Raw genomic sequence first — 26,692 nt, forward strand, 5'->3', positions numbered from 1 at the left:
GCCCTCGACGAGGTCGTTCGCGGGCAGGAGGGACAGCATCGCCCCGTGGTGCGCGGGGCCCCACGGCAGCCCGCCGTCGACGCAGGCCAGCAGCGCCGCGATCCGCACTTCACCGGGCTCGTCCGAACCGATGGCCGCGGTCGCCGCGGCGGCCGTACCCGACGGGTCCAGATGTGCCATGGCACCCAGCAGTTCGGCCCGCACCAGGGGCTCCGTCTCGGTCTTCCGGCGCCGGTGGAGCACCGGCAGCACCTGCCCGGCCGCGCCCGTCATCGCGGCGGCCCACACCGTGGCGCTCCGGAGCCCCGGATCCTCGGCGTCGGCCGTCGTGAGGATCAGTGGCAGCTGACCGACGACGGCCGTCCGGCAGGCGGCTTCGTCGCTGTCGCCGCCGTCCGCGCCGCCCTCCGCTATGCCGCCGAGCAGTACCAGCAGGTCCTCCGTGCGGTACCCGGCCCCGGCGAGCTGTGCGAGGTACGGAACGGCGCGGGCCGTGGCCCCGTAGACCGAACCCTGGTGCAGGATGCTGCCGTACAGCTCGGAAACCGCTTCGGACGCGGCGTCCTCGCTCCCCCCGGCGAGCGCCCGGAGGTGGTCGGGGATGTCGGCCGCACTCCCGTAGGCATGCTGCAGATCCGCCCACGGCTGGGCATCGACGTCGGCGAAGAACGCTGCGAGATCCATGAAGCGGATCATGCCACCCAGCACTGACAACGCCCCCGGCCGCCGGTCCTCAGCTGGTGAAGAACTCCGTGATCTGCTGGGCGACCTGGTCGGGGTGGATCTCGTGCACCCGGTGGCCGCCCCCGATCGTGATCAGCCGGCAGTCCGGGATCAGCGAGGCCATGTCCTGGAGGCGCCCCTGGGGCATGGTGGACTCCGGGCCGCCAGAGATCATCAGCGTCGGCGTGACGATCTCGCCGAGGCCGGCCGCCCACTCGGGGTCGGGGTCGGCCACCTCGGCCCGGATGGGAGCGACGACGGCCCAGTCGTAGTCCACCGGCCCTTCCGGTTCGGCGGCCGGCTTCGGCTCGCTCGGGAACGGCGGCGGGGTCTCCACCAGGACCAGTCGCTCCACCCGGTCCGCGTGCTCCTGGGCGAGCAGATGGGCGACGACCCCGCCCATGGAGTGGCCGACCAGGCCGACCCGGTCGAGCTCGCACTCGTCCAGGAAGCCGAGGACGTCGTCCCGCATCAGCTCGAAGGAGTACTCGTCCGGCCAGTCGCTCTCGCCGTGTCCGCGCAGGTCGAGGGCGTACACCCGCCACTGTTCGCCGAGCAGGCCGCCGACCGCCTCCCAGCTCGCGGCGGAGCCGCCGAGGCCGTGCAGCAGGACCACGGGCGAGCCGAAGGGGTCGCCCCAGGTCCGGTACGCCAGTCGTACGTCGCCGACATCCACTACAGACTGATCTTCCATACCCCTGACGCTACAGGCGCATGGGAACAGATCGTTCCGCCGCCCGCGCGGTGGCCGCTGCCCGGCGGGCGACCGGCGGACGTCCGGCCTGGATGTGGCTTGGGTGTGGCGGCGGTCAACGGTTCCGCTCCCCCTCAAACCCGTGATCGGCGGGCGCGGGAAGCGTCCGCCCCGGTGCCTGCGCACGCCGGTGCGCACACCGCATGACCTGCGCTTTCACTGCTTCCCGAAGACCGGTCCCGCCCCGTGACCGGCCGGTCGGCGGCTCCGTTGGGGCTGACGGACGGCTCACGCCGACGTGGGCCGGAATACGGAGGAGAGTTCCGCATGATGAAGAAGATGATGCTGGCCGCGACGGTGCTGACCGCCGGTCTCGGGCTGGCCATGAGCCCCGCCGCCCAGGCCGCGCAGAGCCCCGCCGCCGTGCAGGCCGCGAAGGCGCCCGCAGCGGTCTGCACCGTCAACGACAACGGGGTGAACTTCCGCGGCGGACCGGGCACCGAGTACCCGGTCCTGGGCCGGGTGAACCGGGGCCAGAACCTCAACTACCGTGGCCAGCAGGGCAACTGGGTCATGGGTGACCTGTGGGGCGGCTCGACGGGCGTCTGGATCCACGTGGCCTACCTCGACTGCTGAGTCCGCCGGAACACCCCGGCCCGCAGGCCGGACCCCGCCTCGGCCCCGCATCGCGCCTTCCGCGCGGTGCGGGGCTTCCGTATTGCGGGGCTTCCCGTGTCCCAGGAGAAGCGGTCCGGCCGGGCGGCCCCCGTTCCTCGGCCCCGAGAAGTTCTCAAGTCCCCGGCGCCGGAGGGGTGTACGACCATCCTCCACTCTGATAGGAAAGCTTCCTAACAGACCGTCGGAACGAAGAACTCCCTTTGGAGGACTGGTGCACGCTCCCCATAAGCGCGCCGCACGTCGCAACACCCGCCCCGTGCGCATCACGGTCATCGCGGTCGGACTGGCCCTCACGGCCATTCCCGTCACCGCCTACGCCGGTGGCCTCTCACACCAGGCGGCCCCCGAGCCGGCAGCGGCGGCTCCGAAGGCCGCCGCCGCTGCCGGGCTGGACGATCCGGCGAAGAAGGAGATCGCCATGCAACTGGTCTCCAGCGCCGAGAATTCCTCCCTCAACTGGAAGTCCCAGTACAAGTACATCGAGGACATCGACGACGACCGCGGCTACACCGCGGGCATCATCGGTTTCTGTTCCGGTACGGGCGACATGCTCGACCTCGTCGAGCTGTACACCGAGCGCAAGCCCGGCAACGTCCTCGCCAAGTACCTCCCCGCGCTGCGGAAGGTCAACGGCACCCCCTCGCACAGCGGCCTCGACCCGAACTTCACCAAGGACTGGGTGAAGGCGGCCTCCGACTCGGCGTTCAAGCAGGCGCAGAACGACGAGCGGGACCGGGTCTACTTCAACCCGGCCGTCAAGCAGGGCAAGGCCGACGGCATCGGCACGCTGGGCCAGTTCGCGTACTACGACGCCATCGTCATGCACGGCGACGGCGGCGACAGCACCAGCTTCAGCTCCATCCGCAAGCGGGCCCTCTCGAAGGCGAAGCCGCCGTCCCGGGGCGGCAACGAGGTCACGTACCTCAACGCCTTCCTCGACGCCCGCGTCTGGGCGATGAAGCAGGAGGAGGCCCACGAGGACACCAGCCGCGTGGACACCGCCCAGCGGGTCTTCCTGAAGAAGGGCAACCTGAACCTGGACCCGCCGCTCGACTGGAAGGTGTACGGCGACAGCTACCACATCGGCTGACGCACCCGCGGGACACGGCTGTGGCGCGTACGGCAGCACCCGCGAGGGTCGCCGTACGCGCCACAGCGCCGTACCGGGTCGGGCCGGACCCGGTACGGTACGGGCCGGTGAGGATCAGTGCGCGGCCACCGGTTCCGCGGCCGCCGGGCTCTGCTCCCGCTCCGACGCCTCCTGATCCGGCTTCCTGCCGAGGTGGTTGAAGGCCAGGTTGAGCACGATCGCCACCACGCAGCCGGTCGAGATCCCGGAGTCGAGCACCACGAGCAGATCCTTCGGGAACGCGTGGTAGAACTCCGGCGCGGCGATCGGGATCAGGCCGATGCCCACGGCCGCGGCCACGATCAGCGCGTTCTCGCCCTTCTCCAGCGCGGCGGTCGCCAGGGTCTGGATGCCGCTCGCGGCGACCGAACCGAAGAGCACGATGCCCGCACCACCGAGGACCGGCAGCGGGACGAGCGCGATGACGGACGCCGCGACGGGGACCAGCCCGAGCAGGATCAGGATGCCGCCGCCGGCGGCCACCACGAAGCGGCTGCGGACCTTCGTCATCGCGACGAGACCGATGTTCTGGGCGAAGGCACTGCACATGAAGCCGTTGAAGAGCGGGCTGATGGCACTGCCCAGGGTGTCGGCGCGCAGGCCGCCCTCGATGGTCCGCTCGTCCGCCGGCCGGCCGACGATCCTGCCGAGCGCGAGCATGTCCGCGGTGGACTCGGTCATGCAGACCAGCATCACGATGCTCATGGAGACGATCGCGGCGATCTCGAACTGCGGCGCCCCGAAGTGGAACGGCGTCGGGAAGCCGATCAGGTCGGCGTCCTTGATGGCTCCGAAGTCGGTGATGTCGACCGGGATCGCGATCAGGGTGCCGACGATCAGTCCGAGCAGGATGGCGATCTGCTGGAGGAAGCCCCGCAGCAGTTTGCGCAGCGCGAGGACGATCACCAACGTGACCGCGGCCATGGTGATGTTGGTCGTGGAGCCGTAGTCGGCCGCCTTGGCGTTGCCGCCCTGGGACCAGTTGAAGGCGACCGGCAGCAGCGAGACACCGATCAGGGTGATCACGGTGCCGGTGACCACGGGTGGGAAGAATCGGACCAGTTTGCAGAAGTACGGGGCCAGCAGGAAGCCGAGCAGGCTGGCGACGATGATCGCGCCGAAGATGACGGCGATGCCGTCGTGCCCCCGGTCCTTGCCGATCGCCACCATCGGGGTGACCCCGGCGAACGAGACGCCGTTGACGAACGGCAGCCGGGCGCCGATCCGCCAGAAGCCGAGGGTCTGGAGCAGGGTGGCTATGCCCGCGGTGAACAGGCTCGCCCCCATCAGGAAGGCGGTCTCCTTGGCGGTGAGGCCCACGGCGGGCCCCACGATCATGGGCGGGGCCACCACGCCCGCGTACATCGCGGCCACGTGCTGGAGGCCGCTGGTGAACATCTTCAGTGGCGGAAGCGTCTCGTCGACCGGGTGTTTCCGGTCCGTCGAGGCCGACTCGGCGGTGAGGTGGGGGTCGGCATCGGATGCTGCGTCTGCGTCGTTGCGAAACCTGGGCGTAGCTGCCACGGCGGTTCCTCCGGTCGGGTACACGTCTGCGGCGACGTGGGTGTCAGGGAGGTGGTGCAAGTGGTGCGTTGGTGCAGGTGGGGCAGGTCGTGCAGCTGGTGCGGGCAGCTTTGAGCGCCGGTACGGGGGCGCGTGCGTCAGGCACGCACCCCTGCACCGGTTGCCGTGGACCCCGCTCGGGTCCACGGCGGCCGGCCGAGGGCCGTCCCCCTCGGCCGGCCGGTATCGGGGGTGCCGCGGAGCGTCAGGCTCCGGCGGCGATCCGGGCGAGGCGGCGGGCCTCGTCGCGGGTGGCGCGGGCGATGGCGTCCTCGTCCGCGGTGATCAGGTGGTTGTCCTCGACGACCGGCTTGCCGTTGACGAGGGAGAGGGTGACGGGGGCCGCGGCGCCGAAGACGAGGGCGGTCACCGGGTCGGCGATGGAGGCGTGGGCGAGGGTGTCGAGCTTCCAGAGCACCAGGTCGGCGAGCTTGCCGGGTTCCAGGGAGCCGATCTGCTCGGCACGGCCGAGCACCTGGGCGCCACCGTACGTGCCCAGGCGCAGGGCCTGACGCGCGTTCAGGGCCTTCTCGCGGTGGGCGCCGAGGCGGTTGATGAGAAGGGCGTTGCGCAGTTCGGTGTGGAGTTCGCCGGACTCGTTGGAGGCGGTGCCGTCGACACCGAGGCCGACCGGGACGCCGGCCGCGAGCATGTCGGGGACCCGGGCGATGCCCGCGGCGAGCCGGGCGTTGGACGAGGGGCAGTGCGCGACACCGGTTCCGGTGCGCGCGAAGGCGGCGATGTCGGAGTCGTTCATGTGGACGCAGTGCGCCATCCACACGTCGTCGCCGAGCCAGCCGGTGGACTCGAAGTAGTCGGTCGGCCCCATCCCGAACAGCTCGTGGCAGAACTTCTCCTCCTCCACCGTCTCCGAGCCGTGGGTGTGCATGCGCACTCCCTTGCGGCGGGCCAGCTCGGCGCCCTGCCGCAGCAGTTCGGTGGAGATGGAGAATGGGGAACAGGGTGCGGCCGCGACCTGGGTCATCGCGTCGAAGGACGCGTCGTGGTGCGCGTCGATGGTCGCCTCGGTGCCGGCGAGCGCGCCGTCGAGGGTCTCCACGGCGAAGTCCGGCGGCAGCCCGCCGTCCTTGACGCTGCGGTCCATGGACCCGCGGGCGAGGGTGAACCGTACGCCCATGTCGCGGGCGGCCGCGATGATGACGCCGGACAGATCGCCGGATCCCCGCGGGTAGACGTAGTGGTGGTCCATGGCGGTGGTGACGCCGCCGCGGGCCATCATGGCGAGCGAGCCCCGGGCGGCGGCCCGGACCATCGGCTCGTCGATGCGGGCCCACGTCGGGTAGAGGGCGACCAGCCAGTCGAACAGGTTGTGGTCGGTGGCGAGGCCCCGGGTGATCCACTGGTAGAAGTGGTGGTGCGTGTTGATCAGGCCGGGGGTGGCCAGGTGCCCGGTGCCGTCGATGCGGCGTACGACGTTCTCCAGGCCCTCGGGGGCCCGGCCTGCGCCGATGGACTCGATCTTGTTGCCCGCGACGACGAGGTGGCCCGAGGCGTACTCGGTGTCGTGGGCGTCGACCGTGGCGATGGCCACGTTCTCGATGACGATGCGGGATACGGGGTCTGCCGAAGGTGCCATGGTGCTTCCTTCCGGGGTGGGTGGCGGTGTGGGCACGGCAGGACCCTAGGAGGATTTGAGTGCCGGGGCGGACGCGCCGCCACGGGTGCCGAGATGGTGGAAGAACAGGTTCAGCGACACCGCGACCAGGGCGCCCGCGCTGATGCCGGAGCCGAGCACGGTCTGCGCCCAGGCCGGGAAGTCGATGTAGAAGGTGGGCGCGGCGAGCGGGACGATGCCCGCGCCGAGCGAGACGGCGACCAGGATGATGTTGGAGCTGTCGTCGAGGCCGGCCTCCGACAGCGTACGGATGCCGCTGACCGCGATGGAGCCGAAGAGGACGATGCCCGCGCCGCCGAGGACCGGCATCGGCACCGTGGAGACCACCGCGCCGAGCACCGGGAAGACGCCGAGGACCAGGAGTGCGCCTCCCGCGACGGCGACGACGTAGCGGCTGCGGACCTTGGTCAGTGAGACGACGCCGACGTTCTGGGCGAAGGCGGAGGTGGGGAAGCCGCCGAGGACGGGACCGAGGAGGGTGGCGATGCCGTCGGTGCGCAGGCCCCGGGTGATGGTCCTGCCATCGGTCTCGCGCTCGCAGATCTCGCCGATGGCGAGCATTCCGGCGCTGGACTCCGTCATCAGGACGAGCGTCACCAGGCAGAGCGAGATGATCGCGGCGGGCTGGAATTCGGGCGCACCGAACGCGAAGGGCGTCGGCAGCGCGGCGACCGGGGCCGAGCCGAGCGCCCCGAAGTCCGCCATGCCGAACGGAATCGCGGCCAGGGTTCCGATCAACAGGCCCAGAAGAAGGGCTACTTGTTTGACGAAGCCGCGGCCGAAGCGCTGGATCAGCAGGATGACAACCAGTGTGAAGGCGGCGAGTGCCAGGTACTTCATGCCTCCGAAGTCGGCGGCCGTCTTGTCGCCGCCCTGTGCCCAGGCGACCGGCACCGGCATCAGAGTCACCCCGATGAGGGTGATGACGACGCCTGTGACGAGCGGCGGGAAGAAGCGCAGGAGCTTGCCGAAGAACGGTCCGATGGCGAGACAGAACACGCCGGCGACCATCACCGCGCCGTAGACGGCCGGGAGTTGGTCACCCGTGGCGTTGGTCTCGGCGATGGCGAGCATCGGCGCGATGCCGGCCGAGGAGGCGGCGTTGACGAAGGGCAGCCGGTTGCCGACGAAGCCCTTGACGCCGAGGGTCTGCAGGAGGGTGGCCGCACCGGCGATGAGCAGACTCGCGGCGATGAGCCGGGTCTGGCCCGCGGTGTCCAGGCGGACGGCCTGGCCGATGATGAGCGGGGGCGTGACCACACCCGCGTACATGGCGGCGATGTGCTGGAGCGCGGCGGGGACGAGCCGCGAGGGGTGGAGCTTCTGGTCGACCGGGTGGACCTCGGGTCCTTCCGGCCGGGTGGAACACGGGCCTTCTGCCGGCCCTTTTGCAGGCGTTGCCATGGCTGGTTGTTCCCTCCGGTGTGGCGCATCCCCGCCGACTGCGGGCGGCGGGGATGCGCGCCCCGCGTCAGAGGTTGGTCATGTCGACCGGGATGTGCGGCTCGCAGCCGTCGCGCAGGATGGTGGCCTCGATCAGGCCGTAGGGGCGGTCGGCGGCGTAGTACACGGCGCCGTCCTTGGCTTCGTTCTCCAGGCCGAAGGCGGAGAGGTCCTGCCGGAAGTGGTGCTTGTTGGGGGCGGAGAAGCGGATCTCGTCGATCTCGCTGCGGTTGTCGATGACCCGCGAACCCATCTGGTACAGCGTCTGCTGGAGCGAGAGCGAGTACGTCTCCACGAACGCGTGCAGGATGTGCTTCCTGGCCTGCTCGTAGGACCTCTCCCACTGCGGCATGCGCTGCTCGTCACAGGTCCAGTTGTGCCGCCACCACGTCGACAGGGACGTGGCGAGGATGCGGTCGTAGTCCTCCTGGAGCGTCGTGTACCTGTCCTTGATGTAGCCCCAGAACTCGGAGTTCGTGGAGTTCATCACGGTCAGGTCCTTGAGCCCGGACAGGACTTCGAACTTCTCGCCGTCGTACGTGATCTGCGCCAGGCGGGTCTCCTGGCCCTTGCGTACGAAGGAGTGCTTGACCTCGTCGGCGCCGATGAACTTGGAGTTGCCGTCGGAGCCGGCGATGCGCTCCCAGGAGTACTCCTCGATGCGGATGCGCGCGCGGTGGATCGAGGGCTGGCTGTCCACGAAGTGCCGGGCGAGGTGGATGCCGTACTGCTCGGCCGACTCGATGCCGTATTGCTTGGCGAACGCGAAGCAGGTGTTCTTCGTGGTGTCCGTCGGAAGGCAGTTGGCGTTCGAGCCGTTGTAGTGGACGTCGTCCAGGTCGCCGGAGAGGGCGACGGAGACGTTCAGGTCCTTGATGTGGTGGGTGTCGCCGTCCCTCGTGATCTTGACGACGCGGTTCTCTGCTTTGCCGTACTGGTTCTGGCCGAGAATCGTGGGCATGTCTGCTAGCTCCCTCGGTATACGGAGTAGCCGAACGGGTTGAGCAGCAGCGGTACGTGATAGTGCTCGCCCGGTACGACGGCGAAGGTGATCGCCACTTCCGGGAAGAACGCACCGCTGTCCCTTACGCGGGGGGCGTCCTGCTGCGCCTCGGCTTGCTTCTTGGCTGCGAAGTACGCCTCGGTCTCGAAGTCGAGACGTACATGGGTGGTGCCCTCCGGCAGAGCCGGCAGGTCCTTGCATCGCCCGTCCGCGTCGGTCGTGGATCCGCCGAGCGTCGCCCACGGTGCACCGCTGCCGCTGCGGGCGGCGAGCGTGATGGCGACGGCCGCGGCAGGGCGGCCGATGCTGGTGTCCAGGATGTGGGTGGACACCGATGCGGTGGTGTCGGTGCTCAAGACCGTCACTCTCCTTCGGTTACGAGACGGGTCAGCCGGATGCGGTTGATCTTGCCCAGCTCGGTGCGCACGATCCCGCGCTCCTGCTCGGGCGAGTTCCCGATCCGGGACTTCACCGCGTCGCGCATCTGCTCACCGGTGGCTCCGGTGGCGCAGATCAGGAAGACATGTCCGAACCGCTCCTGGTAGGCCAGGTTCAGTTCGAGCATCTCGGCCTTGAGTTCCTCGGTGGCGCCGGCCATCCCCCGCTGTTCGCGGGAGGAGGTCGGGTCTCCGGGCTTCGGGCGGCCGATCGGCGGGTGACCGGCCATCGCGTCGGCCAGATCCTCCGGGGTCAGCGCGGCCGTGGCGGCGTCACCGGCACGAAGGAGGGCTTCCGCGGTGGCGTACGGGCGTCGGGAGAGGATCGCTCTTCCCCATGCCGCGCTTGCGCACACCTCGTGCAACGTGGCGGTGGCCTCGTCGTCCGCCAGGGTGTTGAACCGGGCGAGGCCCGGCGTGGAGCTCGAAGTCACGGGAGCCTCCGTGGCTGTTTTCGCTGTGCGTTTTCGCTGTGCGTTTTCGCTTCGCGTCGGTCGGGCTGCGGATAGCTAACGCCCTCCACAACATCACGTCAACACTTTGTTGAAATTACGCGAATGTAAAAAGCCGTCGCCCGGTGCTCCGGACGACGGCCCGCCGCGCTCTTCCACGGCCTTCGCTCACCTACCGCCTCAACTACTCGGCTTTGGCGGCATTTTCCCTGTTCAGGTAGTTGTAGACGGTGAAGCGGCTGACCCCCAGCGCGCCCGCCACCGTCTCCACACCGTGCCGCACCGAGAAGGCACCACGTGCCTCCAGGCTCCGCACCACCGACTGCTTGGTCCTGCGGTCCAGCTCGGCGAGCGGCATGCCGTGCCGGCGCTCCATGGCGGCCAGGATGTGATCGAGCGACTCCGAGAGCTGGGGCAGCCGGACGGCTATGACGTCCTCGCCCTCCCAGGCCAGCACGACATCGTCGGGCTGCGCATGCTCGGGCCCGAGCAGCTCGGCGCCCATGGCGTCGACGAGCGGCTTGACCGCGGTGACGAGCGGGTGGTCCGCCGGTTCGGTCACTGGGAGTCCTCCCCGATCACATTGACCTGGAGGGACACCCGGGTGGCACCGGATGCCAGAGCCCGGCGCAGCAGCGAGTCCACCGCGGTGAGCACCTCGTCCGCGCCGCCCTCCGCCGTATTGCCGAAGGGGCCGACGTCCACGGCGTCCAGGTCGGCCGACTGGATGACCTCGCGGGCCACGACCGCGTGGGCGGGCGCCTCGTCGAGATCGAAGGGCTCGGTGGTGAACTCCACTCTCAAGCGCACTGTGCCTCCCTCATGCGTTCGCCACGTCGCTGTGAAGCCCGCGGCTCGGGCCTGACCCTAACCGACGCATGCCGGGGCCGTCGGGCGTCGGATCCGCCCTCAGCGCCCGGCCGGGCGGGCGTTCGGGTACGGCAGTACGCAGACGGCGACCGGGGCGGCGAACGCCTGGCCGGTGCGGGTCAGGCCGCCGTCTCGGGCGTCGACCCGGAAGGCGGTCACCGTGCTCGACTTCTGGTTGGCCGCGAAGAGCAGTTTCCCGTCGGGCGAGAAGGCGATCTGCCGGGGGAAGTCGCCGCCGACGGGCACGGTGCCGAGCAGGCGCAGCACGGCCCCGTCGTCCTCGACGGCGTACCGGGTCAGGCTGTTGTGGCCCCGGTTGGCGAGGTAGGCGAACCGGCCGTCGGCGGTGACCAGGAACTGCGCGGGGTAGCTGGTTCCTGCGTCGCCCCGGTCCGCGGCCGGCGTGGGCCGGGGGCGTGGGTGGTTGCCGTCCGTGGAGGGTTTCCCCGGAGCGCCGGGGCCGGTCCCGGTGGGCTGCGGGGCGCCCGGGGACAGGGTGCCGGTGGCCGGGTCGTAGCCGCAGACGACCGCGGTGTTGTCGGCCTCGCAGGCCAGGTAGGCGAAGCGGCCGCCGGGGTGGAAGGTGAGGTGCCGGGGTCCGGCCCCGGGGCGCAGCGACGCGTGGGAGACCCGGCCGAGCGTGCCGCGCTTCTCGTCCAGCCGGTACGTGTACACGGCGTCGTTTCCGAGGTCCACGGCGAGGACGTGGTTGCCGTCGGGGGTGGTGACGATCTGGTGGGCGTGCGGCCCGTCCTGGCCGGGGCCGGGCGGCGGAGCGGTGTGGGCGACCAGGTCCGTGTGCTCCCCCAGTGAGCCGTCGGCCCGGATCGGGTGCACCACGACGCTGCCCGAGGTGTAGTTCGCGGTGAGCAGCCACCTTCCCGTGGGATGGACGGAGAGATGGGTGGGCCCGGCCCCGCCCGTGCCGCGCGTGCCCAGCACCCGGTGGGTGCCGTCCGGTGCCAGGGCCACGGCCGTCACGCCGCCCGCGTCCTGCTCGTCGACGGCGTAGACGGTGGCGCCCGAAGGGTGCATGGCCAGGTACGAGGGGTTGGCCACGCCCTCGATCACGGGACCGGCGACGATCACCCCGGTGGCGGAGTCGTAGGCCGCCGTCCCGATTCCGGTGCCGCCGCCCTCGGCCGAGGTGTACGTGCCGAGCAGCAGCCGCCGGGGGGTACGTGGGCGCGGACCGACCGCGGACGCGGGGGCCGGCGCGGACCCCGGGGAGCCGGGCGGCGCGGGAGCCACCGACAGGGCCGCGCCCGCGAACAGGGCTCCGAGGACGGTGCGCCGGCTGGTGGCGTGGTTCATGCGAGGCACCTCGTGTGGGGGTCGGTGGCATCGGTCGCACCAGCAACCCTGGCGCGCACCGGACCCCATCGGCAACCGGGCAATTGGGGCCCACCTTGTGCAACCCGCACGAAGGCACCCGCCCCGAATTCCGGGCACCCCCTTGACAGCTTCCGCAGCCCCGGGCAACCTTCCGTTACGTAGAAACCAACTTCCGCAATACGGAAGGAGCGCCGAACCCTCATGGGCTACCCGGACCAGCGCTTCGATGTGAACCTTTCGATCCTCTTCACGGAACTCCCGCTCCTGGAGCGTCCCGCGGCCGCCGCCGCGGCCGGCTTCACGGCGGTCGAGCTGTGGTGGCCCTGGATCGAGACCCCCACTCCGCCGCAGGCCGAGCTCGACGCCCTCAAGAAGGCGCTCGACGACGCGGGCACGCAGTTGGTGGGACTGAACTTCTACGCGGGACAGCTGCCCGGCCCCGACCGCGGCGCGCTCTCCGTGCCGGGCACGGAGTCGGACCGCTTCCGCGCCAATATCGATGTGGCGGCCGGCTTCGCCGCCTCGGTCGGCTGCAAGGCGCTCAACGCGCTGTACGGCAACCGAGTCGACGGCGTGGCCCCGGCCGCGCAGGACGAACTCGCCCTGGAGAATCTGGTGACCGCCGCCCGTGCGGCAGACCGGATCGGGGCGGTACTCCTGATCGAGACCCTCAACAGGCCGGAGTCGCCGCGCTACCCCCTGGTGAGCGCACCGGCCGGGATCGAGATCGTCGACAAGGTCAACGCGGCGACCGGCCTCGGGAACGCGAAGTTCCTGCTGGACCTCTACCACCTGTCGATGAACGGCGAGGACCTCGGCCAGGTCATCACGGCCCACACCGGGAAGACCGGCCACGTCCAGATCGCCGACAACCCGGGGCGCGGCGCGCCCGGCACCGGCTCGCTCCCGCTGGAGCAGCTCCTCGACGAGCTGACGAAGGCCGGTTACGACGGCTGGGTCGGCCTGGAGTACAAGCCGGGCGACCGGCCGAGCGCCGAGGCCTTCGAGTGGCTCCCGACCACCGCGCGGGCCGCCCGCCGAGGGCGGCGAACTCCCCCTCGTACACACGCTTATCGGAAGGCACCCTCATGAGCAACAACCTCCCCGAGGTTGCGTGGATCGGACTCGGCATCATGGGCTCCCCCATGTCCGAGAACCTGATCGAGGCCGGGTACGACGTCACCGGTCACACCCTGGAGCAGGCGAAGATCGACCGGCTGGTCGCGGCCGGCGGCACCGGCGCGGGCTCGATCGCCGAGGCGGTCCGGGACGCCGATGTCGTCATCACGATGGTGCCCGCCTCCCCGCAGGTCGAGGCCATCGCCTACGGCCCCGACGGCATCCTGGAGAACGCGAAGCGCGGCGCGCTGCTGATCGACATGTCGTCGATCACCCCGCAGACCTCCGTGGACCTCGCGAAGAACGCGAAGGACAAGGGCATCCGGGTGCTCGACGCCCCGGTCTCCGGCGGCGAGGCCGGCGCAATCGAGGCGGTGCTGTCGATCATGGTCGGCGGCGAGCAGACCGACTTCGACGCGGCCCAGCCGATCCTCCGGGCGCTGGGCAGGACCATCGTGCTGTGCGGTCCGCACGGCTCCGGCCAGACGGTGAAGGCCGCGAACCAGCTGATCGTCGCGGTCAACATCCAGGCGTGCGCCGAGGCCGTCGTCTTCCTGGAGAAGTCGCACGTCGACCTCGCCGCCGCGCTGGACGTGCTGGGCGGCGGGCTGGCCGGCTCGACCGTGCTGACCCGCAAGAAGGACAACTTCCTCAAGCGGGACTTCGCGCCGGGCTTCCGGATCGACCTGCACCACAAGGACATGGGCATCGTCACGGACGCCGCCCGCAATGTCGGTGCCGCGCTGCCCGTCGGCACCGTGGTCGCCCAGCTCGTCGCCTCGCTGCGCGCGCAGGGCGACGGCGGCCTGGACCACTCGGCACTGCTGCGCGCGGTCGAGCGCCTGTCGGGTCAGCCCGTCCAGGCCTGACCGGGCCCGGCACCCCAGAGACTTCCGGACGGCGTCGGCGCTGACACCTGTCCTGTCGCGCCCAGGCGTCGGTGCCGTCCGGAACACCAGCCACCAAATTCAACAAACTGTTGACGCTGGGTTCGGGGCGTACTTACGCTCCTGGAGCCCCGAGCCGTCGCAGTTCAGCAGCTCCCGTACGGAAGGTCGCCCCGACACCATGACGCAGCGTGTGCTTACGACCGAGTCAGGCGCCCCGGTCGCCGACAACCAGAACTCCGCCACCGCCGGTGTCGGTGGCCCGATCCTCCTCCAGGACCAGCACCTGCTGGAGAAGCTGGCCCGCTTCAACCGCGAGCGCATTCCGGAGCGCGTGGTCCACGCACGCGGCTCCGGCGCGTACGGCTACTTCGAAGTGACCGACGACGTCACCGCCTTCACCCGGGCCGACTTCCTCTCCGAGGTCGGCAAGCGCACCGAGACGTTCATCCGCTTCTCGACCGTCGCCGACTCGCTGGGCGGCGCGGACGCGGTGCGCGACCCACGCGGCTTCGCCCTCAAGTTCTATACGGACGAGGGCAATTACGACCTGGTCGGCAACAACACCCCGGTGTTCTTCATCAAGGACCCGATCAAGTTCCCCGACTTCATCCACTCGCAGAAGCGCGACCCGTTCACGGGCCGTCAGGAGCCGGACAACGTCTGGGACTTCTGGGCCCACGCCCCCGAGGCGACGCACCAGGTCACCTGGCTGATGGGTGACCGCGGCATCCCCGCCTCGTACCGTCACATGAACGGCTACGGCTCGCACACCTACCAGTGGACGAACGCCGGGGGCGAGGCCTTCTTCGTCAAGTACCACTTCAAGACGAACCAGGGCGTGCGGTCCCTCTCCAGCGAGCAGGCCGCCGAACTCGCGGGCAGGGACGGCAACTCGCACCAGACGGACCTGCTCCAGGCCATCGAGCGCGGGGTGAACCCGTCCTGGACGCTGCACGTGCAGGTCATGCCGGCCGCCGAGGCCGCGGCCTACCGGTTCAACCCGTTCGACCTGACCAAGGTGTGGCCGCACAGCGACTACCCGCTCCAGCGGGTGGGCCGGCTGGTCCTGGACCGCAACCCGGACAATGTCTTCGCCGAGGTCGAGCAGGCCGCGTTCTCGCCGAACAACTTCGTGCCCGGCATCGGTCCTTCGCCGGACAAGATGCTCCAGGGCCGGCTGTTCGCCTACGCGGACGCGCACCGCTACCGGCTGGGCGTCAACCACACCCAGCTCCCGGTGAACGCGCCGCGCACCGCGGTCGTCGACAACTACGGCCGCGACGGGCTGCACGCCACCCGCAACGGTGCGCGCCACGACAAGAACTACGAGCCCAACTCGTACGCGGGCCCCGCCCAGACCGACGCGGCGCTCTCCGCCCCGCTCGCGATCCACGGCTGGACCGGCACCCACGCGGCGCCCGCCCACACCAAGGACGACGACTTCTTCCAGGCGGGCGAGCTGTACCGGCTCATGCCCGAGGACGAGAAGGGCCGTCTGGTCGCGAACATCGCCGGGGGCCTCTCCCAGGTGTCCCGCGACGACGTGATCGAGAAGAACCTCGCCCACTTCCACGCCGCCGACGCCGGCTACGGCAAGCGCGTGGAGGAGGCGGTCCGCGCCCTGCGCGAGGACTGAGCCTCCCATCGAGCCCTGCTCGCGCCGTGTACCCGTATGAGGGGTGTCACGCGGCGCGGGCAGGACGAGGCCGCGGCGGTTGCGCGATGCCAGTGCGGTGGTGAGGCCTGGTACACCTCCTCGTTCTCCGACCTGAAGAGGACGAGGCCTACCGGCCCGATCGCCGCCGCCGCGGCCCCCGTCATTCCCTTCGGCCAGGGCGTGGAGTACGGATACGGTCCCGTGCTCCACGCCCTTCCGCCTGTCCGGAAGCAGGCGGGCCGGGGCAGGCGGCAGCATCGGGTCCGGCCCCGGCCCGACCGAGGACGTGCCGCACGACCTGGGCGAGGACGTGCCGCACGAACCGCCGAGGACGTGCCGCACGAACCGCCGGGGACCACAACACAACGGCCCGCCGGGAACAACGCAGTGACCCCCGCACCCCGTTGCTTCCGGGATGCGGGGGCCATGGGCCGATGTGCGGGAGGTCAGGCCTTCGACAGCGGGTGGATCGCGGTCGGCGCGTGGGCCGGCTCCGTCGCGATGTCCTCGAACTCGTTGACGGACGCGATGTCCGTACCGCTCATCGCGATGTTCGTCACGCGCTCCAGGATCGCCTCGACCACCACCGGCACCCGGAACTCCGCGGCCAGCTTCTTGGCCTCCTCGAGGGCCGGCAGCAGCTGGTCCGGCTCGGTGACGCGGATCGCCTTGCAGCCCAGACCCTCGACGACCTTGACGTGGTCGACGCCGTACACGCCGAGCTCCGGCGAGTTGAGGTTCTCGAACTCCAGGTTGACCTGGAAGTCGATGTCGAAGTTGCGCTGCGCCTGGCGGATCAGCCCCAGGTAGGAGTTGTTCACCAGGACATGGACGTACGGGATGCGGTGCTGCGCGCCGACGGCCAGCTCCTCCAGCATGAACTGGAAGTCGTAGTCGCCCGAGAGCGCGACGACGGAGCCGTCCGGGTCGGCCGTCGCGACGCCCAGCGCGGCCGGGACGGTCCAGCCGAGCGGGCCCGCCTGGCCGCAGTTGATCCAGTGGCGCGGCCGGTAGACGTGCAGCATCTGCGCGCCGGCGATCTGGGAGAGGCCGATCGTGGTGACGTACCGGGTCTCGGGGCCGAACGCCCGGTTCATCTCCTCGTACACCCGCTGCGGCTTCAGCGGCACGTTGTCGAAGTGCGTGCGGCGCTGGAGGGTCGCCCGGCGCTCCTGGGTGGACGCGGCCCACTGCGAGCGGTCCTTGAGCTTCCCCGCCGCCTTCAGCTCCCGCGCCACCTCGACGAACAGCTCCAGCGCCGCCTTGGCGTCGGAGGCGATGCCGAGATCGGGGGCGAAGATCCTGCCGAGCTGGGTGGGCTCGATGTCCACGTGGACGAACTTGCGGCCCTGCGTGTACACGTCCAGCCTGCCGGTGTGGCGGTTGGCCCAGCGGTTGCCGATGCCGAGGACGAAGTCGGACTCCAGGAAGTTCGCGTTGCCGTAGCGGTGCGAGGTCTGCAGGCCGACCATGCCCGCGTTCAGCTCGTGGTCGTCGGCGATGACGCCCCAGCCCATCAGGGTCGGGACGACGGGGATACCCGTCAACTCGGCGAATTCGACGAGGAGTTCGGACGCGTTGGCGTTGATGACGCCACCGCCGGCGACGATCAGCGGGCACTCGGAGGCATTCAGCATCTCCAGGGCCCGCTCGATCTGCTTGCGGGTCGCGGCGGGCCTGTGCACCGGCAGCGGCTCGTACAGATCGGGGTCGAACTCGATCTCGGTGAGCTGCACGTCGATGGGCAGGTCGATGAGGACCGGACCGGGACGGCCGGTACGCATCAGGTGGAAGGCCCGCTGGAAGACACCGGGGACCTGGGCGGCTTCGAGGACGGTCGTCGCGGCCTTGGTGACGGGCGCCGCGATCGAGGCGATGTCGACCGCCTGGAAGTCCTCCTTGTGGAGCACCGCGGTGGGGGCCTGGCCGGTGATGCAGAGGATCGGGATGGAGTCGGCGATGGCCGAGTAGAGGCCGGTGATCATGTCGGTGCCGGCCGGCCCCGACGTACCGATGCAGACGCCGATGTTGCCCGGGCGCGCCCGGGTGTAGCCCTCCGCCATGTGAGAGGCGCCCTCGACATGACGGGCGAGCGTGTGGTGAACCCCGCCGGATGCCTTGAGGGCCGCGTAGAAGGGGTTGATCGCCGCGCCCGGCACACCGAACGCGTTGCTGACGCCTTCGCGCTTGAGGATCTCAACTGCCGCTCGGGCAGCGGTCATTCGAGGCATTGAGTGCTCCTGCTCGGACCTGGTGGAGTCGGGCTCTGTCGCGCCACCTGAGAGCACCAATTCCGCATTACGGAAATCTGATTCTGTTATACGGAAGTCAATCTAAGGTGCGCTCCGGTGACCGTCAAGAGACGGAGCACGGAGCCGATGTGCGCGCGCCCGTCCGCGAAGTACGCGAAGTCACTCCCCAGGACGTCGCTCTTGGTGGACGATGGGGGTTCTGAGCGGAGCCGGCCCGTAGTGGCCGGCGCGGGCGCGTTTCGGTGCGCCGGGGCAGCACCCGTCGGCTGGGCACGCCCGGGGCCGGAAGGAGATCATGGTGGAGTCGGTGCCGGTACACTGCCCGGCCTGCCGCCGCGACCACACGTACAGCCCGCCGGTCTACCCCTGCCCCTGCGGGGCGCCGACCACCCCGCCCGTGCTGCCCGGCTCCCCGGTCGTGCCGATCACCCACCGCACCTGGGACGACGACTGGGTGACGGTGCGCTGTCCGGACTGCGGGCGCCAGGACCAGTGGCCGCAGCCCGAGCTGTGCTGCCCGTGCGGGGCGGTGCTGCGCGTCCCGGTCCGGCCGGTGGCGGCGCCCGGCGACGATCCCGCGCCCGAGGACGGGCCCCAACTTGCCGGACCCTCGCACATCCCGCTGCCGCGCACGGCCCCGGCACCCCGGCCCCCGTTCCGGGCCGTCGCCGTCCACGGCGCGGGCGGGGCGCTCGCGACCGCGGCCCGGTATCTGAGCTGGCTGGGCTACCGCGATGTCGTGCGGGCAGCGGAGCCCTCCCCCGCCCGGATCGATCTGCGGGCCGCCGGGCTGCTGGCCCAGGTCGACACGGTCACCCGCCCGACCACCCTGCGCGATGTCGAGTGCCTCTGGCTGAACGCGCTCAGGGCATCGGCCACCAGCGTCTTCTTCTCGCTCTCCGGGTACGCGCCGGACGCCGCGGCGCGCGCGGAGGGTCTGGGCATGCCGCTCTTCGTCATCGATCCGGCGGGCACGCCGCGACCGGTCAACAGCCCTGCCGACGAGCTGCTCAGCACCGGGGCCTGAGAGCCTGTCGGGTGACCTCCGACCGGGCGGCCACGCCCTGGCACGCACGCTTCCCGCGTTGTCGTCGGTCGCCAACGCTCCGCGTCGACTCCCTCCTCCGCCTTGGAATCGCACGCACCAGACCGCGTCCGCCATCCGATCCGAGGTCACCCGACAGGCTCTGAGCGGCGTCCGGGGCGACATACTTGCCGTATGCGCATCCGTACCGCCCGCCGCTGTGACCTCCCGCTGCTTCAGGACATCGAGCGCGCCGCCGGCGAACCGTTCCGCACCCTCGGCATGTCCGCCGTCGCGGACGACGATCCTCCGCCGCTCGCCCTGCTGGACGACTACCGCCGGGCCGGCCGGGCCTGGGTGGCCACGGACGCCGAGGACCGCCCGGTCGCCTATCTGATCGCCGACCAGGTCGACGGGGCGGCCCATATCGAGCAGGTCTCCGTGCACCCGTCCGTCGCACGGCGCGGCCTGGGCAGCACACTCATCGACCATCTCGCCGGCTGGGCGGGCGAGCACGGCCTGGGCGCGCTCACCCTCACGACCTTCTCCCACGTCCCCTGGAACGCGCCGTACTACGCCCGTCTCGGCTTCCGCGCCCTGGACGATTCCGAACTCACCGACGGGCTGCGGAAGATCAGGGCGCAGGAGGCCGAACACGGCCTCGACCACTGGCCGAGGGTCTGCATGCGGCGCGAACTCCCGGGTACCGGGCACATCCGGCAGCTCACCGGAGCCGACCGGCAACAGTGAGTGCAATCGGTCACGTTCGGGCCAGGGGGCCACAAATGTTCGGCCCGCTGTCAGTGGTGGGCCTTAAAGTAGTGCTCATGGCTTTAACTCCACGGAACACACCTGACGAACGGCCGCGCACGAACCGGCCGACGCCCCCGTCCGCCGCCCAGGCGAACGAGGCGATACGGGCGTTCGTGGACGCGCGAGCCGGCCAGGACTGGTCCTCCGTGGAGTCCGCCGCCTACGAGGTGCTCCTGATCGAATGGGCGGCCGCGACCCGGGGCGTCACCGGCGACATCATCGAGGCCGCCTGACGACGCCCGGGGCGATCGGGTCCTACCGTCCGTAGCCCGCCCGCAGTTCGATCTTCCGGACCTTCCCGCTGACCGTCATCGGGAAGGTCTCCAGGATCTGCAGCCGCCGCGGGATCTTGTAGTGCGCCAACTGCTCGCGGCAGTAGGCCGTCACGTCGTCCAGGGTCGGCGGGTCCGCCGGGTCCCTCGGGATGACACAGGCCAGGATCTCCTCGCCGTAGGTGTCGTCCGGCACGCCCACCACCTGCACATCCGCGATCTTCGGGTGGCCGTAGAGGAATTCCTCGATCTCCCGCGGATACACGTTCTCGCCGCCGCGGATGATCATGTCCTTGATCCGGCCGACGATCTCCACGTAGCCGTCCTCGCGCATCACCGCGAGGTCACCGGTGTGCATCCAGCGCCCGGCGTCGATGGCTTCCGCGGTCCGCTCGGGCTCCTCCCAGTACCCGAGCATCACGCTGTAGCCGCGGGTGCGCAGTTCGCCCGCCTCGCCACGCTCCAGTGTCACCCCGGTCACCGGGTCGACGACCTTGACCTCGATGTGCGGCATCACGCGGCCGACGGTTCCGGTGCGGCGCTCCAGGTCGTCGTCGCGGCGGGTCTGGGTGGAGACCGGCGAGGTCTCCGTCATGCCATAGCAGATGGACACCTCGTCCATGTGCATCTCGGCGACGACCCGCTTCATCACCTCGACCGGGCAGGGCGATCCGGCCATGATGCCGGTGCGCAGCGAGGAGAGGTCGTACGAGGCGAAGTCCGGGAGGTTCAGCTCCGCGATGAACATGGTGGGGACGCCGTAGAGCGAGGTGCAGCGCTCCTGCTGCACGGCGGCGAGCACGGCGGCGGCCTCGAAGGCGGGGGCCGGGATCACGATGCAGGCGCCGTGCGAGGTGATGCCCAGGTTCCCCATGACCATGCCGAAGCAGTGGTAGAAGGGGACCGGCAGACAGACCCGGTCCTGTTCCGTGTAGGCAACCAGCTCCCCCACGAAATAACCGTTGTTGAGGATGTTGTGGTGGGAGAGGGTGGCCCCCTTCGGGAAGCCGGTGGTGCCGGAGGTGTACTGGATGTTGATCGGGTCGTCGCAGGACAACTCGGCTTCCCGCACGGCGAGTTGGTCCGCCGTCACGGATCCGGCAGCGGCCAGCAATTCGTCCCAGGACGGGTCGCCGATGTAGTGCACGGCGCGCAGCGCGGGGCAGTCGGCGCGGACCTGGCCGACCAGGGCGCGGTAGTCGCTGGTGCGGTGCGAGAGCGAGGAGACCAGGAGCGAGATCCCGGCCTGCTTCAGCACGTACTCCAGCTCGTGCGCGCGGTACGCCGGGTTGATGTTGACCATGATGGCGCCGATGCGGGCGGTGGCGTACTGCACGAGCACCCACTCCGGGCAGTTGACCGCCCAGATCCCGACCCGGTCGCCCTTGGCCACCCCCGACGCCATCAGGGCGCGGGCCAGTTCGTCGACCGCGGCGCCGAATTCGGTGTAGGTCCAGCGTCGCCCGGACGTGACGTCCACGAGTGCCTCGCGGTCGCCGAACGCCTCGATCGCGCGGTCGAGATTGCGTGCAATGGTGTCGCCGAGGAGCGGCGTGGTGCCGGTGCCGTGCGCGTAGGAGAGCTCGCTCATCGCAGGTTCCCCTCGTCGTACTCGGTGCCGGTGCCCTTGGCGGTGCGCTCGCGCAGTTCGATGCGGCGGATCTTGCCGGAGACGGTCTTGGGCAGGTCGGCGAACTCCAGCTTGCGGATCCGCTTGTACGGGGCGAGGACCGCCCGGGAGTGCTCGAACAGCACCTTCGCCGTGTCCGGGCCGGGCTCCCAGCCCTCCGCGAGCACGACGTACGCCTTGGGAACGGAGAGCCGGACCGGGTCGGGGGCGGGGACGACCGCCGCCTCGGCGACCGCCTCGTGCTCCAGCAGGGCGCTCTCCAGCTCGAACGGCGAGATCTTGTAGTCGGAGGCCTTGAAGACGTCGTCGGCGCGGCCGACGTAGGTGATGTAGCCGTCCGCGTCGCGCGAGCCGATGTCGCCGGTGCGGTAGTAGCCGCCCGCCATGGCTTCGGCGGTCCGCTCCGGGTCGCCGTGGTAGCCCGTCATCAGTCCCACCGGGCGGTCCGACAAATCGAGGGAGATCTCGCCCTCGACCGCGCCGGGCTCACCGGTGACCGGGTCGAGGAGTTCGACCTTGAAACCGGGACTGGGCCGCCCCATCGAACCGGCCTTGAGCAGCTGGCCCGGGCTGTTGGCGACCTGCACGGAGGTCTCGGTCTGGCCGAAGCCGTCCCGGATGGTGACGCCCCAGACGCGCCGCACCGTCTCGATGACCTCCGGGTTCAGCGGCTCACCGGCCGCGACGACCTCGCGCGGCGGGGTCTTCAGCTGGGAGAGGTCGGCCTGGATCAGCATCCGCCAGACGGTGGGCGGGGCGCAGAAGCTGGTGACGCCCGAGCGGTCCATCTCGGCCATCAGCCGGCCGGCGTCGAAGCGGGTGTAGTTGAAGATGAAGACGGTCGCCTCGGCGCTCCAGGGTGCGAAGAGGTTCGACCAGGCGTGCTTGGCCCAGCCGGGTGAGGAGATGTTGAGGTGGACGTCCCCGGGCTTGAGGCCGATCCAGTACATCGTCGACAAGTGACCCATGGGGTAGGAGACATGGGTGTGCTCGACGAGCTTGGGGCTGGCGGTCGTACCGGAGGTGAAGTAGAGCATCAGCGGCTCGTCGGCGTCGGTCTCCCGGTCCGCCTCGAAGGTCTCCGGCTGCTCGTCGGCGCCGGTGTACGACAGCCAGCCGGGCACGTCCGCGCCGACGGAGATCCGGGTGTAGTCGCCGGGCACCTCGTCGAACTTGGCGGTGTCGGTGTCCCGTACCAGGACGTGCCGGACCCGGCCGCGCTCCACCCGGTCGCGCAGGTCGACCGGGCCGAGGAGCGGGGTGGCGGGGATGACGACGGCGCGCAGCTTCATCGCGGCGAGGGCCGTCTCCCACAGCTCGACCTGGTTGCCGAGCATGACGAGGATCCGGTCCCCGGCGCGCACGCCCTGGGCGCGCAGCCAGTTCGCGGCCTGGTTGGAGCGGGCGGACATCCGGGCGAACGACGCCTCGGTGCGGCTGCCGTCCTCCTCCACGATGTGCAGGGCGGTGCGGTCGTTGTTCTCGGCGATGACGTCGAACCAGTCGAGCGCCCAGTTGAAATGGTCGGTCCGGGGCCAGCTGAAGCCCTCGTAGGCCGCGAGGTAGTCCTCGCGGTGCTTCAGCAGAAAGTCCCGGGCGGCCCGGAACGTTTCCGTCGCACTGGTTGCCGACATGTGCCCTCCTCATTGCGGACCCGACCGGTCGTTTAACATCATGTAAACAGTGACCCAGGTCTCACCACCCCCGAACGGGGGTACGGCAGGCTGGGCCACCGAAGGGCAGAAAGGCGTCAGCGTGCCGGAATCCGTCGATGCGGTCGAGATGCAAGCGGCCCTGCTGCGGCTGCGCCGGACAAGCGGGCTGCCCGTGGCCTTCGGGGGGCTGCTCGCGGATGCCCGCCATGCCCGGATCGCCGAGCTGAACGGGGCGCAGACCGCCGTGCTGCGCGGGCTCGTCATCTCGGCGGGCAGCGGGCTCGGCGGCAAGGCGATCGCCCTCTCCCGGCCGTGTGCCGTGACCGACTACCGCTCCTCGCGCCACATCAGCCACGAGTACGACATGGCGGTCGCGGCAGAGGGCCTGCGTTCGGTCGTCGCGGTGCCCGTCGTCGTACGGCGCAAGGTGCGCGGCGTGCTGTACGGGGCGTTGCGGGAGCCGGTCACGCTCGGCGACCGCACGTTCGACGCCGCGGTCGCCGCCGCCCGCGATGTGGAGCAGGCCCTGGTCGTCCGGGACGAGGTGCAGCAGCTGCTGGCCGTGACCCGGGAGCAGGTCACGGACCCGAGGGCGGCCCCGGAGGCGTGGGAGGACGTCCGCGAGGCCCATCGCGAGCTGCGGGCCCTGGTCCCGAAGGTGGTCGACCCGGCGCTGCGCGACGAGCTGCTCGCGGTGTGCGGGCTCCTCGCCTCGGCGGCCGGGGTCCGCACGCCGAAGCCCTGCGGGGTGGTGCAGCTGGCGCCGCGCGAGCTGGACGTGCTGGCCTGCGTGGCGGCGGGGGCGACGAACGCGGTGGCGGCGGAGCGGCTCGGGCTGCGGCCGGAGACGGTGAAGGGCTATCTGCGTTCGGCAATGCGCAGGCTGGGGGCGCACACCCGTCTGGAGGCGGTGGTGGCGGCCCGGCGCGCGGGGCTGCTGCCGTAGATGACGCCGCTCCCTGCCCGGGTCTCGCCGCTCACTGCCACCTCGCCCGAAGCCGCTCCGCTCACTGCCCGAAGTCGATGAACGTCGCGAACCGGATGTCGTAGCCGTCGGTGCCGCCCGCCGTCGGCGTCATGGTGGAGAGCATCCGTACGGCCTCTTCCGTGACCGCGTCGCGCTCGGCCCGGCCCAGCCCACCGAGCGGCTGCACGGTGAGTGCCGCCGCCCCGGAACCCGGCGCGGCGCCGTCGCCCGGCCGCCAGACCGCGGCGAGGAACCCGTCGACGAGCACCGTGCCGTACGCCTGATTGCCGTTCCCGTTGCGCCCGTGGTATTGCGGCGGGATCACCCGGGTACGGTCCGCGTGGCCGAGCAGCACATTGTCGAACTCGGGCAGGAAGCGCGGCGGGGCCGGGGTGTCCTCGTCCGGGCGCGGGGCATCCGGCAGGTCGAACAGCTCGACCCCGTTCTCGTCCCGGAAGGTGACCAGCTGCGGCCGCAGCCGCTCGAACACCTCCCGCAGCCGGGTCAGCCCGGCCCATGCCTGCATGTCCCGCACCGAGGCCGGCCCGAAGGCGCCGAGGTAACGCAGCACCGTGGCATCGGGCGCGGGAGCCGGCTGCGACGGGGCGCCGAGCCAGTGCTCGGCGGTGGTCAGCGCGACCTGACCGCTCCTCCCCCACACCCCGCGCGGGGTCACCTGGACCAGCGGCAGCAGGCAGCGCGCGGCCACGCCCAGGGACTGCGGGTCCGCGTCGGGCCACTCGGCGAGCAGTGCCTCGCGGATCTCCTTGGGTGTACGGGGCCGCTCCTCGACGAACTCCCTGGCGACCGACCGGAGCCGGTCCCGGTCCACTCCGACGAGCCCCTTGCGGAAGGTGTTGAGCTCCCGGTCGCGGGCCGCCTGGACGAGCGGGCGCAGGGTGAGCGCGTCGGCTGCGGTGTGCGTGTGGATGGTGGAGCGCATGGTGACCATACGGACCACCTCGCGGGACTCCATCAGCCCGGCGAGCTCGGCGGGATCGAAGCCTTCGAGGCGGGCGCAGAGCTGGTAGTAGGGCGGCTTGGTGTTCTGTGCCTGGAGGCCGGCCAGATGCTCCACGGCGTCCTTCGCCGACATCGCGGTGCGGCGCAGCAGCAGCTGGCGCGCCAGCGTGGCGCGGTTCAGCGCGCGGGGGGAAAGCACGGCGGATGCGGCGGAGTTCCTCTTGGCGGCCATGGGCTGCACACTAGGCGAGCTTGCGGACAGCTTCGGTCCTCATCGCGGTATGCGCTCCGGTCCGTACGCCCCGCCGTGCCGCCGCGTCGCAGGACCCGGGATCGCGGGACGACCGCCCGCATCATGGGTCGGTGATCAGTGTCCTGTTCGCCGTCCTCACCGCACTCAGCAACGGGGCCGCCTCCGTACCGCAGCGCCGTGCCGCCCGCACCGTCCCCGACAGCGCGGCGATGCACCTGTCACTGATCGGGCATCTGGTGCGCCAGCGGCTGTGGCTCGCCGGCATCGGACTGGTGATCGTCGCGGCCGTCTGCCAGGCGGTGGCGCTGGCCACCGGACCGATCGCCGTGATCCAGCCGATCTTTGTGATCGAGCTGCCCGCCACGCTGCTGATGGCCGCGTTCGTCCTGCGCGTCCGGCTGCCCCGCCGGGTCTGGTACGGGGTGCTGGCCGTCACCGTCGGGCTGGCCCTGGGCATGACCTCCGCAGCTCCCGGCGGCGGCAGCGCAACCGTGCACGGAGCGGCCTGGTTCCCCACGCTGATCCTGACCGGGCTCTTCGAGGCGGCGCTGATCGGGGCGGCCCTGAGCAGCCGCGGCAACCCCCGGGGCGCGCTGCTCGGCCTCGCCGCGGCGTGCGGGTACGCCCTGACCGCCGCGCTCATGAAGGACGCCAAGGGGCGATTGCTCCCGATCGGGTCGCGCCGCCCGACCGCTCAAGGCTATTCTCCGGTCGAGCCATGTGGGCGTACGGGCAAGGGGCCCGGTTCTTCATCTGGGGGTCGGTGTGGTTTCTGGTCGCGTTGTGCGGTTCGACGGAGCTCGGGGATACGGCTTCATCGCTCCCGATCACGGGGGTGAGGATGTCTTTCTCCATGTGAACGACATGCTGATCCCCGAGTCCTACGTACACACGGGTACGGCGGTCGAGTTCGAGATCGAGGACGGTGACCGCGGGCTGAAGGCCTCGTCCGTCCGGCTCGCCGAGGGGCCCGACGGGAAGCCGCTGACTCCGCCGAGGCCCGTGACCGTCACCGCTTCCGGGGCGGCCGACGACGACACCCTGTGCGATGTGCTCAGCGCCGCCGAGTACACCAGGGACGTGACCGACGTACTGCTGGAGTCCGCACCGTCACTGACGGGTGCTCAGATCCTGCAGATCCGGCGCGGGTTGCTGCAGTTCGCCAAGAACCACGGTTGGACCGAGGGCTGACGGCGGTCGTCCTGGAACCGACCGCGTCCGCCCGCGTGGGCGG

The 26,692-nt window shown here is 70.7% G+C and carries 25 protein-coding genes and 1 pseudogene; 11 read left to right on the forward strand and 15 right to left on the reverse strand.

Annotated elements, in window-relative coordinates; all coding sequences use genetic code 11:
- Nucleotides 1-684: pseudogene (locus tag ABZY11_RS24560) on the reverse strand (hypothetical protein); the annotation flags it as partial.
- A gap of 49 nt (nucleotides 685-733) precedes the next feature.
- On the reverse strand, nucleotides 734-1,417 hold the full coding sequence (locus ABZY11_RS24565) for an alpha/beta hydrolase (RefSeq protein WP_356481218.1): 684 nt from the start codon (nucleotides 1,415-1,417) through the stop codon (nucleotides 734-736).
- A gap of 327 nt (nucleotides 1,418-1,744) precedes the next feature.
- Between ABZY11_RS24565 and ABZY11_RS24570 the strand changes: the two genes are divergently transcribed.
- Together ABZY11_RS24570 and ABZY11_RS24575 are read left to right on the forward strand one after the other, a co-directional pair.
- Nucleotides 1,745-2,053: an SH3 domain-containing protein gene (locus ABZY11_RS24570; RefSeq protein WP_356481219.1), complete on the forward strand. Its 309-nt coding sequence runs from the start codon at nucleotides 1,745-1,747 to the stop codon at nucleotides 2,051-2,053.
- Nucleotides 2,054-2,306: 253 nt separating this feature from the next.
- Nucleotides 2,307-3,185 carry a chitosanase gene (locus tag ABZY11_RS24575; protein WP_356481220.1) on the forward strand — a complete coding sequence of 293 codons (879 nt, stop codon included), beginning with the start codon at nucleotides 2,307-2,309 and terminating at the stop codon, nucleotides 3,183-3,185.
- A 114-nt stretch (nucleotides 3,186-3,299) separates the two neighbouring features.
- On the opposite strand, the gene ABZY11_RS24580 is transcribed toward ABZY11_RS24575, so the two are convergent.
- The 9 genes from ABZY11_RS24580 to ABZY11_RS24620 form a co-directional block, all read right to left on the reverse strand.
- On the reverse strand, nucleotides 3,300-4,748 hold the full coding sequence (locus tag ABZY11_RS24580) for a nucleobase:cation symporter-2 family protein (protein ID WP_356481221.1): 1,449 nt from the start codon (nucleotides 4,746-4,748) through the stop codon (nucleotides 3,300-3,302).
- Nucleotides 4,749-4,992: 244 nt separating this feature from the next.
- Nucleotides 4,993-6,384 (reverse strand): 8-oxoguanine deaminase, encoded by a 1,392-nt coding sequence (locus ABZY11_RS24585; RefSeq protein ID WP_356481222.1) that lies wholly within the window; start codon nucleotides 6,382-6,384, stop codon nucleotides 4,993-4,995.
- A 45-nt stretch (nucleotides 6,385-6,429) separates the two neighbouring features.
- Nucleotides 6,430-7,827, reverse strand: a complete 1,398-nt coding sequence (locus ABZY11_RS24590; protein ID WP_356481223.1) for a nucleobase:cation symporter-2 family protein — start codon at nucleotides 7,825-7,827, stop codon at nucleotides 6,430-6,432.
- Between the two features lie 67 nt (nucleotides 7,828-7,894).
- Nucleotides 7,895-8,827 (reverse strand): factor-independent urate hydroxylase, encoded by a 933-nt coding sequence (gene pucL, locus ABZY11_RS24595; RefSeq protein ID WP_356481224.1) that lies wholly within the window; start codon nucleotides 8,825-8,827, stop codon nucleotides 7,895-7,897.
- Between the two features lie 5 nt (nucleotides 8,828-8,832).
- Nucleotides 8,833-9,225 (reverse strand): hydroxyisourate hydrolase, encoded by a 393-nt coding sequence (gene uraH / locus ABZY11_RS24600; protein WP_356481225.1) that lies wholly within the window; start codon nucleotides 9,223-9,225, stop codon nucleotides 8,833-8,835.
- A gap of 5 nt (nucleotides 9,226-9,230) precedes the next feature.
- On the reverse strand, nucleotides 9,231-9,740 hold the full coding sequence (gene uraD / locus ABZY11_RS24605) for a 2-oxo-4-hydroxy-4-carboxy-5-ureidoimidazoline decarboxylase (RefSeq protein ID WP_356481226.1): 510 nt from the start codon (nucleotides 9,738-9,740) through the stop codon (nucleotides 9,231-9,233).
- Between the two features lie 202 nt (nucleotides 9,741-9,942).
- On the reverse strand, nucleotides 9,943-10,320 hold the full coding sequence (locus ABZY11_RS24610; protein ID WP_356481227.1) for a helix-turn-helix domain-containing protein: 378 nt from the start codon (nucleotides 10,318-10,320) through the stop codon (nucleotides 9,943-9,945).
- Nucleotides 10,317-10,568, reverse strand: a complete 252-nt coding sequence (locus ABZY11_RS24615) for a hypothetical protein (protein WP_356481228.1) — start codon at nucleotides 10,566-10,568, stop codon at nucleotides 10,317-10,319. Before ABZY11_RS24615 ends, ABZY11_RS24610 begins: the two co-directional genes overlap by 4 nt.
- Before the next feature lie 99 nt (nucleotides 10,569-10,667).
- Entirely contained in the window at nucleotides 10,668-11,942 is a 1,275-nt protein-coding gene (locus tag ABZY11_RS24620) for a lactonase family protein (RefSeq protein WP_356481229.1), read from the reverse strand.
- 222 nt (nucleotides 11,943-12,164) lie between these two features.
- Here ABZY11_RS24620 and ABZY11_RS24625 point away from each other — a divergent pair, with 222 nt between their 5' ends.
- The 3 genes from ABZY11_RS24625 to ABZY11_RS24635 all read left to right on the forward strand — a co-directional run bounded on the left by ABZY11_RS24625 (nucleotide 12,165) and on the right by ABZY11_RS24635 (nucleotide 15,608).
- Entirely contained in the window at nucleotides 12,165-13,055 is an 891-nt protein-coding gene (locus tag ABZY11_RS24625) for a TIM barrel protein (RefSeq protein WP_356481230.1), read from the forward strand.
- Complete coding sequence (locus ABZY11_RS24630; protein ID WP_356481231.1) at nucleotides 13,052-13,951, forward strand: 2-hydroxy-3-oxopropionate reductase; 900 nt, start codon at nucleotides 13,052-13,054, stop codon at nucleotides 13,949-13,951. Before ABZY11_RS24625 ends, ABZY11_RS24630 begins: the two co-directional genes overlap by 4 nt.
- A gap of 199 nt (nucleotides 13,952-14,150) precedes the next feature.
- Complete coding sequence (locus ABZY11_RS24635; RefSeq protein ID WP_356481232.1) at nucleotides 14,151-15,608, forward strand: catalase; 1,458 nt, start codon at nucleotides 14,151-14,153, stop codon at nucleotides 15,606-15,608.
- A gap of 467 nt (nucleotides 15,609-16,075) precedes the next feature.
- On the opposite strand, the gene gcl is transcribed toward ABZY11_RS24635, so the two are convergent.
- Nucleotides 16,076-17,851 (reverse strand): glyoxylate carboligase, encoded by a 1,776-nt coding sequence (gene gcl / locus ABZY11_RS24640; protein ID WP_356481233.1) that lies wholly within the window; start codon nucleotides 17,849-17,851, stop codon nucleotides 16,076-16,078.
- 328 nt (nucleotides 17,852-18,179) lie between these two features.
- Here gcl and ABZY11_RS24645 point away from each other — a divergent pair, with 328 nt between their 5' ends.
- From ABZY11_RS24645 to ABZY11_RS24655, 3 genes are all read left to right on the forward strand, one after another.
- Nucleotides 18,180-18,908, forward strand: a complete 729-nt coding sequence (locus ABZY11_RS24645) for a hypothetical protein (RefSeq protein ID WP_356481250.1) — start codon at nucleotides 18,180-18,182, stop codon at nucleotides 18,906-18,908.
- Nucleotides 18,909-19,100: 192 nt separating this feature from the next.
- Complete coding sequence (locus ABZY11_RS24650; RefSeq protein WP_356481234.1) at nucleotides 19,101-19,655, forward strand: GNAT family N-acetyltransferase; 555 nt, start codon at nucleotides 19,101-19,103, stop codon at nucleotides 19,653-19,655.
- Between the two features lie 77 nt (nucleotides 19,656-19,732).
- Nucleotides 19,733-19,951 carry a hypothetical protein gene (locus tag ABZY11_RS24655; RefSeq protein ID WP_356481235.1) on the forward strand — a complete coding sequence of 73 codons (219 nt, stop codon included), beginning with the start codon at nucleotides 19,733-19,735 and terminating at the stop codon, nucleotides 19,949-19,951.
- 22 nt (nucleotides 19,952-19,973) lie between these two features.
- Here ABZY11_RS24655 and ABZY11_RS24660 read toward each other — a convergent pair whose 3' ends face one another.
- Both ABZY11_RS24660 and ABZY11_RS24665 read right to left on the reverse strand, forming a co-directional pair.
- A complete protein-coding gene (locus ABZY11_RS24660) occupies nucleotides 19,974-21,581 on the reverse strand; it encodes an AMP-binding protein (protein WP_356481236.1) in 1,608 nt (535 codons plus the stop codon).
- On the reverse strand, nucleotides 21,578-23,254 hold the full coding sequence (locus tag ABZY11_RS24665) for an AMP-binding protein (RefSeq protein ID WP_356481237.1): 1,677 nt from the start codon (nucleotides 23,252-23,254) through the stop codon (nucleotides 21,578-21,580). Before ABZY11_RS24665 ends, ABZY11_RS24660 begins: the two co-directional genes overlap by 4 nt.
- Nucleotides 23,255-23,375: 121 nt before the next feature.
- Between ABZY11_RS24665 and ABZY11_RS24670 the strand changes: the two genes are divergently transcribed.
- Nucleotides 23,376-24,221 carry a helix-turn-helix transcriptional regulator gene (locus ABZY11_RS24670; RefSeq protein ID WP_356481238.1) on the forward strand — a complete coding sequence of 282 codons (846 nt, stop codon included), beginning with the start codon at nucleotides 23,376-23,378 and terminating at the stop codon, nucleotides 24,219-24,221.
- Between the two features lie 61 nt (nucleotides 24,222-24,282).
- Here ABZY11_RS24670 and ABZY11_RS24675 read toward each other — a convergent pair whose 3' ends face one another.
- Nucleotides 24,283-25,437, reverse strand: coding sequence for a winged helix DNA-binding domain-containing protein (locus ABZY11_RS24675; RefSeq protein WP_356481239.1), 1,155 nt, complete (start codon nucleotides 25,435-25,437; stop codon nucleotides 24,283-24,285).
- A 131-nt stretch (nucleotides 25,438-25,568) separates the two neighbouring features.
- On the opposite strand from ABZY11_RS24675, the gene ABZY11_RS24680 reads away from it, so the two are divergent.
- Together ABZY11_RS24680 and ABZY11_RS24685 are read left to right on the forward strand one after the other, a co-directional pair.
- Nucleotides 25,569-26,297 carry a DMT family transporter gene (locus ABZY11_RS24680; protein ID WP_356481240.1) on the forward strand — a complete coding sequence of 243 codons (729 nt, stop codon included), beginning with the start codon at nucleotides 25,569-25,571 and terminating at the stop codon, nucleotides 26,295-26,297.
- A complete protein-coding gene (locus tag ABZY11_RS24685; RefSeq protein WP_356481241.1) occupies nucleotides 26,224-26,649 on the forward strand; it encodes a cold shock domain-containing protein in 426 nt (141 codons plus the stop codon). Before ABZY11_RS24680 ends, ABZY11_RS24685 begins: the two co-directional genes overlap by 74 nt.
- The last annotated feature ends 43 nt before the right edge of the window (nucleotides 26,650-26,692 follow it).

The sequence above is a fragment of the Streptomyces sp. NPDC006510 genome, from assembly GCF_040611955.1.
Taxonomy (GTDB): Bacteria; Actinomycetota; Actinomycetes; order Streptomycetales; family Streptomycetaceae; genus Streptomyces.